Here is a 15,874-nt window from a genome sequence, read left to right as displayed (position 1 = left end):
GGCGGGGCTTTTTGGAGAGCTTTCGACTCAGCGTGGCAGCGTCGTCGAACCCATCAGGAATGCATCGACTTCACGCGCAGCCTGACGACCTTCGCGGATCGCCCAGACCACCAGCGACTGGCCGCGACGCACGTCGCCGGCGGCGTAAACCTTGTCGACATTGGTCTTGTAGCAACCTTCGCCATCGGTCGTTGCCTTGGCGTTCTGGCGCCCATCCTTCTCGACGCCGAAGGCATCCAGCAGGCCGCCGACCGGGTTGGTGAACCCCATGGCCAGGAAAGCGTTGTCGCACGGCAGTTCGAATTCGGAGCCGGGCACTTCGCTCATCTGACCATCCGTCCAGTCCAGACGAACGGCCTTGAGCGCCTTGACGTTGCCCTTGCCATCATCGACGAAGCCCTTGGTAGCAACGGCGAAATCGCGGCTACAGCCTTCGTCGTGCGAAGAAGAGGTGCGCAGCTTGTACGGCCAGTACGGCCAGGTCAGCTCCTTGTTTTCCTCTTCCGGCGGCATCGGCATCAGCTCGAACTGGGTCACCGAGGCAGCGCCATGGCGATTCGAGGTACCGACGCAGTCGGAACCCGTATCGCCGCCACCGATGACGATGACGTGCTTGCCCTTGACGTTGATCGGGTTGGCCTTGCCCTGCTGGATTTCCTTGTTCTGCGGAATCAGGAATTCAAGCGCGGCGTAGATGCCCTTGAGTTCGCGGCCCGGCACCGGCAGATCGCGCGGCACTTCCGAGCCGGCAGCCAGAATCACTGCGTCGAAATCCTTCTTGAGCTGGTCAGCCGAGACGAACTCTGTCGCATCGTTGTTGATGCCGGCCGGCACGTTCTTGTCACCGATCACGACCTCGGTCTTGAAGGTGACGCCTTCGGCTTCCATCTGGGCAACACGACGGTCGACCAAGGTCTTTTCCATCTTGAAGTCAGGAATGCCATAAGCCAGCAGGCCGCCGAGACGATCGCTCTTCTCGAACACGGTGACGTCATGGCCGACACGCGCCAGTTGCTGGGCGGCAGCCAGTCCGGCCGGGCCGGAACCGACGATGGCGACCTTCTTGCCGGTCTTCGATTTCGGCGGCTGCGGCACGACCCAACCCATTTCCCAGCCCTTGTCGATGATCGCATGCTCGATCGACTTGATACCCACCGGCGCGGCATTGATGCCGAGCGTACAGGCAGCTTCGCAAGGGGCCGGGCAGATGCGGCCGGTGAAATCCGGGAAATTGTTGGTCGAATGCAGCACTTCCAGCGCCTGCTTCCAGTTGCCACGGTAAACCAGGTCATTCCAGTCCGGAATGATGTTGTTCACCGGGCAGCCGTTGTTGCAGAACGGAATACCGCAGTCCATGCAACGCGCGCCCTGGATCTTGGCATCGTCGTCGGACAAGGCGTGGACGAATTCCTTGTAGTGCTTCAGGCGCTGTTCGACCGGGTCGTAACCCTCGGACAGGCGCTCGAATTCCATGAAGCCAGTCGGCTTGCCCATTATGCAGCCTCCTTCTGTGCGGCAGCGGCCATCTCGGTGAGGGCGCGTTTGTATTCGTGCGGATAGACTTTGACGAACTTCTCGCGGTAGGCATCCCAGTTGGCCAGAATGGCCTTGGCGGTCGCGCTGCCGGTGTACTCGGCATGACGGGTGATCAGTTCCTTGAGCTGGATTTCGTCAGCGATGCCGAGATGCTGCGGTTCGCCAGCGGCAATACGGGATGCCGGCAAGACCTTCTCGAGCGCTACCTGAGCCATATTGCAGCGATGCTTGAAGCTGCCATCCTCATCCAGCACGTAGGCAATACCACCCGACATGCCGGCCGCGAAGTTGCGCCCGGTCATGCCCAGCACAGCCACCGTGCCACCGGTCATGTATTCGCAACCATGGTCGCCAACACCCTCAACAACTGCCGTACCACCGGAATTACGAACACAGAAGCGTTCGCCGCCAACACCGGCGAGGAAAGCCTCGCCTTCGGTCGCGCCGTACAAGACGGTGTTACCGCAAATGATGTTCTGCTGCGTATCGCCACGGAAGTCCGGGCTCGGCTTGATGATGATGCGACCGCCCGACAAACCCTTGCCGACGTAGTCATTACCTTCACCAGTCAACTCCAGCGTCACGCCCTTGGCCAGGAAGGCACCGAAGGCCTGGCCGGCAGTGCCGGTCAGCTTGACGTGGATGGTGTCGTCCGGCAAGCCGGCATGGCCATAGCGGCGCGCGACTTCGCCCGACAGCATGGTGCCGCAGGTGCGGTTGACGTTGATGATGGTCGTTTCGATCTGGACCTTCTGGCCCTTTTCGAGAGCCGGCTTGGCCTGGGCAATCAACTTGTGATCGAGCGCTTTCTCAAGGCCGTGGTCCTGCATTTCTGTGTGCAGGCGCGGCACATCGGCCGGCACATTCGGCTGGAAGAAGATCTTGGAGAAATCCAGACCCTTGGCCTTCCAGTGGTCGATACCAGGCCGCATGTCGAGCAGGTCGGCGCGGCCAACCAGATCATCAAACTTGCGAATGCCGAGCTGAGCCATGATCTCGCGAACCTCTTCGGCAACGAAGAAGAAGAAATTGACGACATGCTCGGGCTGACCGGAGAAGCGCTTGCGCAGCACCGGATCCTGCGTGGCCACACCAACCGGGCAAGTATTCAGGTGGCACTTGCGCATCATGATGCAGCCTTCGACGACGAGCGGTGCCGTGGCGAAGCCGAATTCGTCGGCACCGAGCAGGGCACCGATCACGACGTCACGACCGGTCTTCATCTGGCCGTCGACCTGAACGCGGATACGCGAACGCAAACGGTTGAGCACCAGGGTCTGCTGGGTTTCGGACAAACCGAGTTCCCACGGCGTACCGGCGTGCTTGATCGAAGACTGCGGCGAAGCACCGGTACCACCGTCAAAACCGGCAATCACGACGTGATCGGCCTTGGCCTTGGCAACACCGGCAGCAACCGTGCCGACACCAACTTCGGACACCAGCTTGACCGAGATGGAAGCTTTGGAATTGGCGTTTTTCAGATCATGAATGAGCTGGGCCAAGTCTTCGATCGAGTAGATGTCGTGGTGGGGCGGCGGCGAAATCAGGCCGACACCCGGCACCGAGTGACGCAGGAAACCGATGTACTCGGAAACCTTGTGACCCGGCAACTGGCCGCCTTCACCCGGCTTGGCACCTTGCGCCATCTTGATCTGGATTTGGTCGGCGTTCACCAGATACTCGGTGGTCACGCCAAAGCGGCCGGAGGCGACCTGCTTGATGGCGGAACGCAGCGAATCGCCGTCCTTGAAGGTGTAATCACGTTCGATACGTGAGGCACCGACTACTTCAGACAGCGTCTGGCCAGCCTTGAGCGGCACGAAACGCTTGGCATCCTCACCACCTTCGCCGGTATTCGACTTGCCGCCGATGCGGTTCATGGCGATGGCCAGCGTCGTGTGCGCTTCGGTCGAGATGGAACCTAGCGACATGGCACCGGTGGCGAAGCGCTTGACGATTTCCTTGGCAGACTCGACTTCTTCCAACGGAATGGCGGTACCGGTCGGCTTGAATTCGAACAGGCCACGCAGGGTCAGATGACGCTTGGTCTGATCGTTGATCAGCTTGGCATATTCCTTGTAGGTCTCGTACTTGCCGGAGCGGGTCGAGTGCTGCAGCTTGGCAATTGAATCCGGCGTCCACATGTGCTCTTCACCGCGGATGCGATAAGCGTATTCACCACCGGCATCGAGCATGTTGGCCAGCACGGGATTGCCGGAGAAAGCTTCGTCATGCAGGCGAATGGCTTCCTCGGCAACCTCAAAGACGCCAATACCTTCGACATTTGACGACGTGCCGGTAAAGTATTTCTCGATAAAGTCCTTCTGCAGGCCGATGGCTTCGAAGATCTGGGCGCCCGTGTAGGACATGTAGGTAGAGATACCCATCTTCGACATGACCTTCATGAGGCCCTTGCCAATGGCCTTGACGTAGTTCTTGGCGTACTTCTCGGCCTTCTCTGCATCACCCTTGGCGAAGCCGGCGATGGTTTCGAGCGCCACGTAGGGGTGGACGGCCTCGGCACCATAGCCGCCAAGCAAGGCAAAGTGATGCGTCTCACGAGCTGAACCAGTCTCGACGACGAGGCCGGCGCTGGTGCGCAGGCCCTTCTTGACCAGATGCTGGTGAATAGCCGAGGTGGCGAGCAGCGCCGGAATGGCCACATGCTCGGCGTCAACCTTGCGGTCGGAGACGATCAGGATGTTGGCGCCGGAACGAACCGCATCTTCAGCATCCGCCGCCAGCGAAGCAAGGCGTGCCTCGATACCATCCTTGCCCCAAGCGACCGGGTAACAAATATCCAGCTCAAAGGAGTGGAATTTGTTTGAGGTATATTTCTCGATGTTGCGCAGCTTTTCCATGTCGTCGAAGGACAACACGGGTTGCGACACTTCAAGACGAATCGGCGGGTTGATATCGTTGGTGTTGAGCAGGTTCGGCTTCGGCCCGATGAAGGACACCAGCGACATGACCAGTTCTTCGCGGATCGGGTCGATCGGTGGGTTGGTCACCTGAGCAAACAACTGCTTGAAGTAGGTGTATAGCGTCTTGTTCTTGGCCGACAGCACCGGCAAGGCAGAGTCGGTACCCATGGAACCAGTGGCTTCTTCGCCATTCTGGACCATCGGCTCGAGGATGATTTTTACGTCTTCCTGCGTGTAGCCGAAAGCCTGCTGGCGATCAAGCAGGGAAGCAGTTGGGGCCGAACACTTTTCGTGCGGTGCCGGCACTTCGTCGAGCTTGATTCGAATCTTTTCAATCCACTCGCGATACGGCTTGGCGTTGGCCAAGGAGTCCTTGAGTTCCTTGTCGTCGATAATGCGGCCCTGCTCCATATCGATCAGGAACATCTTGCCCGGCTGCAAACGCCACTTCTTGACGATCTTCTTTTCCGGAATGGGCAGAACACCAGACTCCGAAGCCATCACGACGAGGTCGTCATCTGTGACCAGATAACGGGCCGGACGCAGACCGTTACGGTCGAGCGTCGCACCGATCTGGCGACCGTCGGTAAAAGCCACGGCTGCTGGGCCGTCCCACGGCTCCATCATCGCGGCATGGTATTCGTAGAAGGCACGGCGGTTCTCGTCCATCTGTGAGTGCTTTTCCCAGGCCTCCGGGATCATCAGCATGACCGCCTGGGCCAGCGAGTAGCCACCACCCATAACGAGCAGTTCGAGCGCGTTATCGAAGGAAGCCGAGTCGGACTGACCCGGATAATGCAGCGGCCAGACCTTCTTCAGGTCGTCCCCTAGAATCGGCGAAGAAATCGCCTGTTCACGTGCCTTGAACCAGTTAACGTTGCCGCGTACCGTATTGATTTCGCCGTTGTGGGCGATATAGCGGAACGGATGCGCCAGATCCCAGGTCGGGAAGGTGTTGGTCGAGAAACGCTGGTGCACGAGGGCAAGTGCCGAAACCGTACGCTTGTCCTGCAGGTCCAGGTAGTACACGCCAACCTGGTCAGCCAGCAGCAGCCCCTTGTAGTTGACCGTGCGTGCAGAAAAGGACGGGACATAGAATTCCTGACCGAACTTCAGCTTCAGTGACTTGATCGCGTTGGCGGCACGGCGGCGAATGATGTATAGCTTGCGCTCAAGGGCATCCGTGACGAAGACGTCCGGACCGCGGCCAACGAATACCTGGCGAATCACAGGCTCCTTGGCACGCACGGTCGGCGACATGGGCATATCACGGTTAACCGGTACGTCACGCCACCCGAGCAGCACCTGACCTTCGGCAATAATCGAGCGCTCAATTTCCTCGATACAGGCATATCGCGAAGCGGCTTCTTGTGGCAGGAAGACCATGCCGACACCGTACTCACCCGCCGGCGGCAGTTCGACGCCCTGTCGCGCCATCTCTTCACGATAGAACTGGTCCGGAATCTGGATCAGGATGCCCGCGCCATCCCCCTGCAAGGGGTCCGCGCCAACCGCACCACGGTGATCGATATTCTTCAGGATCAACAAACCCTGCTCGACGATAGCATGGTTTTTATGGCCTTTCACATGCGCCACAAAACCCACACCGCAAGCGTCGTGCTCGTTGGCGGGGTCATACAAACCCTGCCGCTCAGGTACTCCCGATTCCATCACACGCATTCCTTCAAATAACTTGGCCACTAACTATGGGCCAATGTTGAAAAAAGCCGAGCATCATATTTTCTGCTTCGGCCTATAGGAAAATTAGAGGCAACCATCAAATATACCGGCAAACCCCTGTCAATTCAAGATGCTGCGACGCACCAACTATGCACACTCAGGAGAATATCTTCCCTGTTCAGGTGCATCTGGCCTCAATAGCGGCGCTGATCTGCGCGTCGCTGGCTTGATCAGAAACGACAGCCTTGCCGATTTCCTTAAGGAGCACCAAACGCAGTTTTCCATCCTGCACCTTCTTGTCATGGCTCATCAACTCAAGATATCTGGCCGCACCAAGCCTGGGGCCAAATACTGGTAACCCGGCTCGAACAAAAATGTGTTCAATTCGCTTGACCGTTTTTCCATCCAGCCATCCCAACTGATGCGACAACTCTGCAGCAATTAGCGTGCCGGCAGCAATGGCTTCGCCATGCAGCCATTCTCCATACCCCATGCCCGTTTCAATCGCATGGCCAAAGGTATGTCCAAGATTGAGCAGTGCACGCTCACCGGTCTCCTTTTCGTCCGCCGCGACGACCTCGGCTTTGTTGACACAGGAGCGATGAATTGCATACGTCAGAGCAGAGGCATCTCGTGCCAGTAGTTTTTCGAGACTCTCTTCAAGCCAGACATAGAAGTCCAAGTCTCGAATCAGGCCGTATTTGATCACTTCGGCCAAGCCCGCTTTCAGCTCTCGCTCGGGCAAAGTATCCAAGGTCGAAATATCAGCAAGAACCAACTTTGGCTGATAGAACGCGCCAATCATGTTCTTGCCAAGTGGATGGTTAATCGCCGTCTTGCCACCGACGGAGGAATCAACCTGGGACAAAAGCGTTGTTGGCACCTGGATAAAAGGCATTCCTCGCTGATAACAGGCGGCAGCAAATCCACCCATATCGCCAATCACTCCTCCACCAAGAGCAAGCAAAGTCATTCCGCGCTCGCAACGCGCCCCCAGCAAGGCATCAAAGACAAGGTTCAGAGTTTCCCAAGTCTTGAATTGTTCCCCATCAGGCAAAACAACAGGCAACACCGAAATCCCAGCGCTTTCCAGCGTAGATCGCAATGTTTCAAGATACAGGGGAGCAACGGTGGTGTTCGTCACCACAACGGCCTTCTTCTGCGTGATATGGGGCAGAATCAGTTCAATCCGCTTGAGTAGGCCGCTTCCGATGTGGATGGGGTACGAACGATCCCCTAAAGCGACACCGAGCGTTTCTATCATGGTTTGCATTGACGGTTAAATTCTCTAAGGAGGTGCAGCACGATACCGGAGGCAACCAGACGCCCGCCATCCACCACAATGTGCGCTGTATCTCGATACAAAGGGTCGCGCACGGCGTGCAGTTCCTCCAGCTTGGCTAGCGGATCCGCAACATGTAATAAAGGGCGATTCCTGTCGTGGCGCGTACGCTCAAACAACAACGCCGGAGGAACATTCAAGTACACCACCCATCCGGTCTCATGCAACCTCCGACGATTTTCCTGGTTAAGAACAACGCCTCCTCCGGTAGCCATCACGATATTTGATGCCTCCGTGAGTTCGTGAATGGTCTGCACCTCACGACGCCGGAAACCATCCTCCCCTTCAATCTCGAAAATTGTTGGGATTGGCACACCTGTCCGTTCAACAATTTCATGATCGGAATCGAAGAACGGGCGGGCCAAGCGCTTCGCCAATTGACGACCGACGGTTGTTTTGCCGGCCCCCATGAGTCCGACGAGATATATGTTTCGACGATTTTCCACGTTCGGATTTTAGCCGACTACCCGCCAAGCACAAAAAAACAGGGCCGGCATCGCCGACCCCGTGAGTTTCAGATTATTACTGATCAGTCAAATCGCATTTTGTCGGAAATCACGCGTGGCGTGATAAACACCAACAATTCACGACGCTTTCCAGTGTCATTCTTGTATTTAAACAACCACCCGAGGAATGGTATATCGCCCAACAACGGCACTTTATCAACCGTATTCTGAGTATCAGTTATAAACACACCACCGATCACTACGGTTCCCCCGTTTTCAACAACGACATTAGTCTCAACGATCGAACTCTTGATTGGTGGATTCAGGAATCCATTCACGCTAACAGCCCTTGTCCAATCTGGCTCCTCTTTTTTTACAATCAAGTTCATTCTAACCGTCCCCTCTGGAGTTATCTGAGGAGTCACCTCGAGCGACAGCTTTGCCGGTTTGAAGCTAACAGTATATGTCGTAGCCCCGCTGGATGTTTGCGCGGTTATGTAAGGAACTTCCGTACCATCTTCAATTTTTGCTTTTACGTTGTTAGCCGTTATCACCCTTGGACTTGAAATTATTTTTCCTATCCCGTCTGACTCTAGCGCGGCAAGTTCAACATTGAGGATGCGTGTTATCGAAGAGTTAAATAGGGAAAACGCAAGTGCTCCCCCGGTTGAAGGGACCGGTAGATTTACACCAACCATCGAATTCTGGACTAGCGTCGCAGGGGTTGTCGTTGAACCCGTAGTAATTGCCGGAGTCATTTTGCCTCCAGCGATATTAATACCGGTACCCAAAATTTCGCTAGGCTTAGAATTTATCAGACCCAGTTTTGCGCCAATCTCACGCTTAAAACTATCCTGCGCTTCAACAACCCGCGCTTCTATCAACACCTGCCTTGCAGCGGTATCGATCGACCGAATAAATGTACGAATTTCTTCAAGCTTGTTTGGTATGTCGTTGACAAAAATGATATTGGACTGTGGATCAGCAACTGCACTTCCTCGCTTGCTCAGAATGCGCTGCGCAGCGATATTCGAACCAGCCGCCGGCACTGGTGCAGCGCCGGCCCCGGTCAATGGCAAACCAGCCAACAACCTCGCCACGTCAGCCGCCTTTTGATAGTTCAACTGGAACTGCTCAAGCTTGAGCGGCTCAAGTTCGCTGATCTGTTGCTTCGATTCAAAATCCAATTTTTCACGGGTAGCAATTTCATCCCGCGGGGCAATCAGGATGATATTGCCCTTCTTCCGCATATCGAGTCCCTTTTGCTGGAAAATAATATCGATTACCTGATCGGCAGGCACGTCTTTCAGCACCAATGTGGTCGTTCCAGTCACTGTTTCGCTAATGACAGCATTAAGATTCAGTTCTTCGGCCATCAGGCGCAACAGGGCACGCACATCGCCATTCTGATAATTGATACTTACCCTTGGCCCTTGATAGCCGACTTTCGCCCCTTGAACCAGTTTGTTGGGATCTTCGACAATCTGCTTCACTTCAACAATAAACTGGTTATCGCTTTGGTAAGCGTTGTGCTCCCACAAGCCTTTTGGCGAAATAATCATCCGGACATTATCACCAATGACTTTGGTTTCAACTGTAGTTACAGGCGTGGCAAAATCAGTGACATCAAGCTTGCGGCGCAAACGATCCGGCACCGTCGTTTTCATAAAATCGACGACGAGATTGGCCCCCTGCTGCCTTATATCTATTCCAGTTCCTGTATCACTCAGATCAACGACGATCCGCCCCTCGCCATCCTTGCCACGGCGGAACATCACATCGCTGACCGAATGCTTCGAGCCAACCAAGCTTTCCTCGGCAAAACGGGTCGTTCGTTGCGTAGCCGAATCTGCCAAGCGCTCAATTGGCGAAAGAGTCACGTAAAGTGCCTTGCCATCAAGCCGTGTCTTGTAATTCATGTTCCGTACAAGATTAAGCACCACTCGAGTGCGGTCTCCGACTTGAACAACATTCATCCCGCGCAAATCGCCCTGATTAAATATCTGGCTTGTCTTACCCAAACCATTTGCGGTTGACTGAAAATCAAGCGCAATCTTTGCAGGATTGGCCACACTGAACCCTGGTGGTGGAGAGGCTAACGGCTCCTTCAAATCGATCCGGAGAGCGATTTCATTCCCCTGTTGGGCGACGTTAACTGCTTCAATAGTGTTTGCTGGAGGTGCCTCCGCTCGGACAGGAGACGACAAAGCAAGGCAGGCCGAGGCTACAGCCATCGCATAGGTGATCAATTTCATTTCTTGCTTCCCTCCTTGCTCTGCAGGTAGAGCGAGCTCTTGCGCTCAGTCCAGTCACCCGCAGAATCCTGAATCAGTTCGCGCAGCTGGACTTCTGTGTCCGAAATCTGCGTCACCATACCAAAATCAAGACCCAAGTAATCCCCGACCTTGACTTGCTTTACTTTGTCTTCAACCTGAACAACCGCCATGGGTCGCTTGTTGACATTCATGTAACCGATCATTTTCAGCGATTCGATCGGATATTTCTCAAGTAGGCTGTTACGAACTTCCCGTGCCTCAAAATCGGGCTGAAACGCCCCTCCCTTGCCAGCAACCTGCTTGTATTTGGACTCTGGCTCGATCTTGTTCGGCTTGAACGGATCAATCGTAGCCTCTACATCGTAGGGGACCGGTTCATACGGTTTAACATCGGGCAATTTGGGTATATTGCCGCGCATGTCCTTGGTATTTTCAGCCATCCATTGTTTTAGTTCTTCGTGATCACCACCAGCACAAGCACTGAGGAGACCACACAGGGCGATGACCAGTATTCGTTTCACTTCTTCGCTCCTTGCGCAGCCTTTTTCTCTTGATCGGCCTTCTTCTGCTTGGCTATCTCTTCCTCGTCCAGATAGCGGAACGTCTTGGTTGTGGCATCCAGCGAGAGCTGCCCACCGTCCTTGACCGGCGCAATGGAAATATTGTTTAGGGTAACAATACGGGGAAGCTTGGCAATATCGGCCGCAAACGCCCCAAAGTCATGGTAGCTTCCGTTAATCTTTACGGTAATCGGCAACTCTGCGTAGAAATCCTTGATCTGTTCCTGTCCCGGCTTAAATAACTCGAACTGCAAACCGCGCCCAAGACCGGCTTGGTTCACCTCAATAAGCAACGCCTCAATTTCCGACTTATCCGGCAACTGCTTGAGCAACGCGCCGAACGAACGATCAATTTCAGCGAGCTGCTGAATATAAAGATCGAGATTAACTGCTTGGCGTTTTTTGTCGAGATACTGTTGTTTGAGCGTTTCCTCTTCTCGCTGCTTGGTCTCCAACTCGGTTAGCTGGTCACTCCAAACAAACCACCAACCGGCGAGGAGAATGGCGACAAATAACCCTATCAAAACGGTTATTTTCGGAATCAACGGCCACGCACCCGGATCATTCGGGTTCATTAGCCGAAAATCATCGGCCATGGACTGAAAATCAATTTTCGGTAACGAGATACTCTTGGCGTTCACTTTTTCACCTTCCCGTCTTCAGGCTTTACGCGGGTAAGAATGAAGGTCATGCCAAATTCGTTGATCCGGCGTCCGTTAATTACAACCGCCTTGCTTTCTATCAGTTGCGGCGTTTCCAACCACGGAGAGGCATCCAGATTGCGCATCAGAGCCGAAATCCGAGCATTTGACTGAGCATGGCCAGTGATGCTGACCTTCAATCCATCCTGCTTGAGCGCCTTGAGGTAGATACCTTCCGGCACCTGTTTGACCAACTCACTCAACAGATAAACCGTTTCGCCGCGATCGCGCTGCAGGTTTTCAATAACCTGCTTGCGAGACAGCAATGCCTGCGTTTGCTCTTTCAGGCGCTTAATCTGGTCAAGCTGCTTGTCAAGGACGGCTATTTCGCCCTTAAGAAAGTTGTTCGAATTGTCTTGATTGCTTATCGCACCACCAATCAGGCTATAGACCGCGAAAACGATCAGCGCCCCCAGCACTGAAACCAGCCCGGCCAACACAAAAAACTGCTCGCGCCGGGCCTTTTTCGCCTCTTCGCGATGGGGAAGGAGATTGATGCGGATCATGATGGATCGAACCTCCGCAGAGCCAGACCACAGGCCACCATCAGCGATGAGGCATCAGCGAGCAGACTTTTTGCCCGAACACGGTCAGAAAGGACCATGTTGGCGAAGGGGTTGGCGATCAGCGTATTGACCTGAGTTCTTGTTGCCACGACCTCGTCGATACCCGGGATTACTGCACAACCACCAGCCAATACGATGTGATCAACCTGATTATATTGGGTCGAGGTGAAGAAGAATTGCAGCGCCCGAGAAACCTCAAGCGCCAGATTTTCCATGAAAGGATTTAGCAACTCGATCTCATAACCCTCCGGCAAATTACCCGCTCGTTTCGCCGTCTCTGCATCTTCGTAGCTCATACCATAGTGACGAGCGATATCCTGGGTGAGCATGCCGCCGCCGAACGCCTGCTCGCGAGCATACACCTGCTGACCATTACGCAAGACTGTCAGATTCATCACATTGGCGCCCGCGTCGATCAGAGCAACAACCTGATTCTTGCCTGATTCCGGCAACTGGCGCTCGATCAATTCAAAAGCTGCCAGCGCCGCAAACGACTCGACATCAACGACGGTCGCCTTAAGGCCGGCAGCATCGGCAACCGCGACGCGATCTTCGACACGCTCCTTCTTGGACGCAGCGATCAGCACTTCGAGCTCATCAGGGACCGCCGGAGCAGGACCGATCACCTGATAGTCGAGATTTACTTCATCGATGGCAAAAGGAATGTATTGATTGGCTTCCGTTTCAACCTGAGCCTCAAGCTCTTCATCGCGCAGCCCGGCCGGCACAATGATTTTCTTGGTGATAACCGCGGAACCTGGCAAGGCCATCGCGACGTTGCGGGTCGATGTACCCATCCTCTTCCAGGCACGCCTGACGCAATCGACAACGCCATCCAGATTCGCGATATTGCCATCGGAAACCGCGTCCTTGGGCAACACCTCAATGGTGTAGCGCTCAACGCGATAGCCGTCTTTCCCGTTGGCAGTCAGTTCAACCATCTTGACGGCGGACGAACTGATGTCCAAACCGAACAAGGAACGCGCCTTGGGATTTAACAACGCTGAGATATCTAAGCCCACCAGACCCCCAAAAAGTCCTTACGGAATGCGAAGTTAGCAAAATAACCAATAATTCACTTCAGATGCTAACAATAACATCTAGGCATGTAAAGCAATTTCACGGCGCTGATTTGGCCCGGCGTATAATCCGCGCAACTCCCATTTCGCCGATCAGACCACCGTGCCCTCCTTACCTCCGGCGCTGCGCCTAGTTATTTACCCTGTCATATTTTTGCTTGGCCTTGTAGCCATAGTTGTGGCGATGGCGCTTATCGTTCTTGTCCTGACCTACCCGAACCTGCCATCACTCGAGGTACTTACCGATTACCGGCCCAAGATTCCCTTGCGTGTGTATACCGCCGACGGATTCCTGATCGGCGAATATGGCGAGGAGCGTCGCGCCGTGGTGGCGATCGCAGACGTGCCCGTAGTCATGAAAAAGGCAATCCTGGCGGCCGAGGATGACCGGTTCTACCAACACGGCGGCATCGACTATACCGGCGTCGTGCGAGCAATTGGCGCCAACCTGGTTGGTGGCGGCAAACGACAGGGGGCCTCGACCATTACCCAGCAGGTTGCGCGCAATTTCTTTTTGACCGGAGAAAAAACTTATACCCGCAAGCTTTATGAAGCCCTTCTTTCTTTCAAGATAGAGAGCAACCTCTCGAAGGACCAGATTTTCGAGTTGTACATCAATCAGATTTTCCTCGGCCAACGCGCTTATGGCTTCGCGGCAGCGGCCCAGATTTACTTCGGCAAGCCGCTCAAGGACATTTCGATTGCCGAAGCGGCGATGCTGGCAGGATTGCCCAAGGCACCATCGGCTTACAACCCGATCGTCAATCCGAACCGCGCCAGATTGCGCCAGCATTACGTCCTGCGCCGCATGCGCGAATTGGGCCATATCACCGAGGCGCAGCATGAAGCGGCGCTCAAGGAACCTCTGGTCGTCAAACGCGAACTGGCCGAATACGCAGTCCACGCCGAATACGTCGCTGAAATGGCCCGGCAGATAGCTGCCGAGCGTTTTCCCGACGAGGTCTACTCGCGTGGCATGAAGGTTTACACCACCGTGATCAAGGCCGAGCAGGAGGCTGCCTACAACAGCCTGCGCAAAGGGGTAATGGATTACGACCGGCGACACGGCTACCGGGGCGCCGAATCCTATCTCGACATGAGGGACATCAAGTCGGACCAGGACGAGGCCATCGACGAAGCGCTGCAGGATATTCCCGATGCCGGCGACCTGATTCCAGCACTGGTTCTGGCAGCTGACGCCAGGCAAATCAAGGTTTATCGCAAGGGTGGGGAAGTTGTAAATCTGACCGGCGATGCCATGAAGTTTGCTGCCAAGATGCTGGATGACAAGGCGCCACCCAACAAGCGCCTCAAGCGCAGCGCCATCGTTCGCCTGCAAAAGGATGACAAGGGCGGCTGGCAGATCAGCCAGCTTCCGGAAGTCGAATCCGCTTTTGTTGCGGTCGACCCGAAAGATGGGGCAATTCGTGCATTGGTTGGCGGCTTCGATTTCAACCGCAACAAGTTCAACCATGTCACCCAGGCCTGGCGACAGCCGGGTTCGAGCTTCAAGCCCTTCATCTACTCCGCTTCACTGGAAAAAGGTTATGGCCCGAATAGCGTCATCGCCGACGAGCCTATTGTCATCCCGGCCAGCCAGACCGGTGCCGCCGCCTGGGAACCGCATAACTACGACGGCAAGTACGAAGGCCCGATGCGCATGCGCACGGCGCTGGCCAAGTCGAAGAATATGGTTTCGATCCGCATCCTGCAGTCAATTGGCACGCATTACGCCCAGGACTACGCTGCACGCTTTGGCTTTGATGCCGCCAAGCATCCGCCTTACCTGACCATGGCCCTCGGCGCCGGGTCGGTCACGCCGTGGCAGATGGTGACGGCCTATTCGGTCTTCGCCAACGGCGGTTTCCGGATCAATCCCTTCGTCGTCCGCGAAATTCGTGACGGTGAAAATCAGGTACTGGCTCTATCGGCAGAGACAGAGGTCGGCAACGAAGAAACCCGCGTCATCGACCCGCGCAATGCCTTCATGATGGATGCCATGCTGCGCGACGTCACCATCTATGGCACGGCTGCCAAGGCGTCAGTGATCCTGAAGCGCCATGATCTGGCTGGCAAGACCGGCACGACCAACGAGTATCTGGATGCCTGGTTCTGCGGCTATCAGATGACGGTCAGCGGTTGCGCGTGGATTGGGTTCGACCAACCCAGGAAGCTCGGCGACAAGGAAACTGGCGGTGCCGCGGCGCTGCCGATCTGGATTGGCTACATGAGCCGGGCGCTCAAGGATGTCCCGATGCTTCTCCCGCAGGCGCCAGACGGACTGATTGCCACAGGCGAAGGCAGGGAACGGAGCTACATCTACGCCGAGAATGCAGCCAAGGAAAAACCGCCCGAGGAAGAAGCTCAGGAAGCGGTTCCGCTGCCCAAGCCTGACCTTAGCGCACCGCCCGCCGACTGATCAGCGCAGTTCGATAGGTTCGCCGGCCTGCAGGCTGGCGAGCGCTGACAGCTTGGCCATCAGTTCGGCGTCATCGCGGGTATCGCGCCAGACGGCGCCATCCCAGCGAAAATGAAAGCCGCCCGAGCGGGCTGCGACCCAGATTTCCCGGGCGATTCCGTGGCGGTTGACGATGATCTTGCTGCCGTCGTCAAACTCGATTTCGAGCACGCCGCCAGCCGCCAGTTGGCAGTCGACATCAGCCCCGCTGGCTTCCAGCGCCGCATCGATCCTGGCCAGCGTTGCCTCGGCCAGGGTGTTGAATTCCTTGTCATCCATCGTGTGCTACCATCCCGCTCTTCGCTG

11 protein-coding genes are annotated in these 15,874 nt (G+C 55.6%); 1 reads left to right on the top strand and 10 read right to left on the bottom strand.

Features of this window, described 5'->3' with window-relative positions; translation table 11 throughout:
- Positions 1–27 precede the first annotated feature (27 nt).
- From KI613_RS01240 to KI613_RS01200, 9 genes are all read right to left on the bottom strand, one after another.
- A complete protein-coding gene (locus KI613_RS01240) occupies positions 28–1,494 on the bottom strand; it encodes a glutamate synthase subunit beta (RefSeq protein WP_226403421.1) in 1,467 nt (488 codons plus the stop codon).
- Positions 1,494–6,131, bottom strand: a complete 4,638-nt coding sequence (gene gltB / locus KI613_RS01235) for a glutamate synthase large subunit (protein ID WP_226403420.1) — start codon at positions 6,129–6,131, stop codon at positions 1,494–1,496. Before gltB ends, KI613_RS01240 begins: the two co-directional genes overlap by 1 nt.
- 187 nt (positions 6,132–6,318) lie before the next feature.
- On the bottom strand, positions 6,319–7,401 hold the full coding sequence (gene aroB, locus KI613_RS01230; RefSeq protein WP_226405658.1) for a 3-dehydroquinate synthase: 1,083 nt from the start codon (positions 7,399–7,401) through the stop codon (positions 6,319–6,321).
- Positions 7,401–7,892 carry a shikimate kinase gene (locus KI613_RS01225; protein ID WP_264181531.1) on the bottom strand — a complete coding sequence of 164 codons (492 nt, stop codon included), beginning with the start codon at positions 7,890–7,892 and terminating at the stop codon, positions 7,401–7,403. The genes aroB and KI613_RS01225 overlap by 1 nt, the downstream gene beginning before the upstream one ends.
- 119 nt (positions 7,893–8,011) lie before the next feature.
- Positions 8,012–10,183 (bottom strand): type IV pilus secretin PilQ, encoded by a 2,172-nt coding sequence (gene pilQ / locus KI613_RS01220; protein ID WP_226403418.1) that lies wholly within the window; start codon positions 10,181–10,183, stop codon positions 8,012–8,014.
- The gene (locus KI613_RS01215; protein WP_226403417.1) at positions 10,180–10,725 is read right to left on the bottom strand and encodes a pilus assembly protein PilP; all 546 of its coding nucleotides are present in this window, start codon (positions 10,723–10,725) and stop codon (positions 10,180–10,182) included. The genes pilQ and KI613_RS01215 overlap by 4 nt, the downstream gene beginning before the upstream one ends.
- Complete coding sequence (locus tag KI613_RS01210; protein WP_226403416.1) at positions 10,722–11,405, bottom strand: type IV pilus inner membrane component PilO; 684 nt, start codon at positions 11,403–11,405, stop codon at positions 10,722–10,724. Before KI613_RS01210 ends, KI613_RS01215 begins: the two co-directional genes overlap by 4 nt.
- Positions 11,402–11,971, bottom strand: a complete 570-nt coding sequence (locus KI613_RS01205) for a PilN domain-containing protein (protein WP_226403415.1) — start codon at positions 11,969–11,971, stop codon at positions 11,402–11,404. Before KI613_RS01205 ends, KI613_RS01210 begins: the two co-directional genes overlap by 4 nt.
- Positions 11,968–13,053 carry a pilus assembly protein PilM gene (locus tag KI613_RS01200; RefSeq protein WP_226403414.1) on the bottom strand — a complete coding sequence of 362 codons (1,086 nt, stop codon included), beginning with the start codon at positions 13,051–13,053 and terminating at the stop codon, positions 11,968–11,970. The genes KI613_RS01205 and KI613_RS01200 overlap by 4 nt, the downstream gene beginning before the upstream one ends.
- Positions 13,054–13,294: 241 nt before the next feature.
- Between KI613_RS01200 and KI613_RS01195 the strand changes: the two genes are divergently transcribed.
- Positions 13,295–15,529 carry a penicillin-binding protein 1A gene (locus tag KI613_RS01195; RefSeq protein WP_226403413.1) on the top strand — a complete coding sequence of 745 codons (2,235 nt, stop codon included), beginning with the start codon at positions 13,295–13,297 and terminating at the stop codon, positions 15,527–15,529.
- Here the strand turns inward: KI613_RS01195 and cyaY are convergent, their stop codons facing one another.
- Positions 15,530–15,847 (bottom strand): iron donor protein CyaY, encoded by a 318-nt coding sequence (gene cyaY / locus KI613_RS01190; protein ID WP_226403412.1) that lies wholly within the window; start codon positions 15,845–15,847, stop codon positions 15,530–15,532.
- Positions 15,848–15,874 lie beyond the last annotated feature (27 nt).

It is taken from the genome of Ferribacterium limneticum (assembly GCF_020510585.1).
Lineage (GTDB): Bacteria > Pseudomonadota > Gammaproteobacteria > Burkholderiales > Rhodocyclaceae > Azonexus.
The sequence above is the reverse complement of the archived record's forward strand: the minus strand, read 5'-3'. Positions and strand labels throughout refer to the sequence as shown.

Bases quoted from the DNA above. Each gene is read 5' to 3' on its own strand.
- KI613_RS01240 (WP_226403421.1), bottom strand. From the start codon at position 1,494: ATGGGCAAGCCGACTGGCTTCATGGAATTCGAGCGCCTGTCCGAGGGT.
- KI613_RS01225 (WP_264181531.1), bottom strand. From the start codon at position 7,892: ATGGGGGCCGGCAAAACAACCGTCGGTCGTCAATTGGCGAAGCGCTTG.
- pilQ (WP_226403418.1), bottom strand. From the start codon at position 10,183: ATGAAATTGATCACCTATGCGATGGCTGTAGCCTCGGCCTGCCTTGCT.
- KI613_RS01205 (WP_226403415.1), bottom strand. From the start codon at position 11,971: ATGATCCGCATCAATCTCCTTCCCCATCGCGAAGAGGCGAAAAAGGCC.
- cyaY (WP_226403412.1), bottom strand. From the start codon at position 15,847: ATGGATGACAAGGAATTCAACACCCTGGCCGAGGCAACGCTGGCCAGG.
- KI613_RS01195 (WP_226403413.1), top strand. From the start codon at position 13,295: ATGGCGCTTATCGTTCTTGTCCTGACCTACCCGAACCTGCCATCACTC.
- gltB (WP_226403420.1), bottom strand. From the start codon at position 6,131: ATGGAATCGGGAGTACCTGAGCGGCAGGGTTTGTATGACCCCGCCAAC.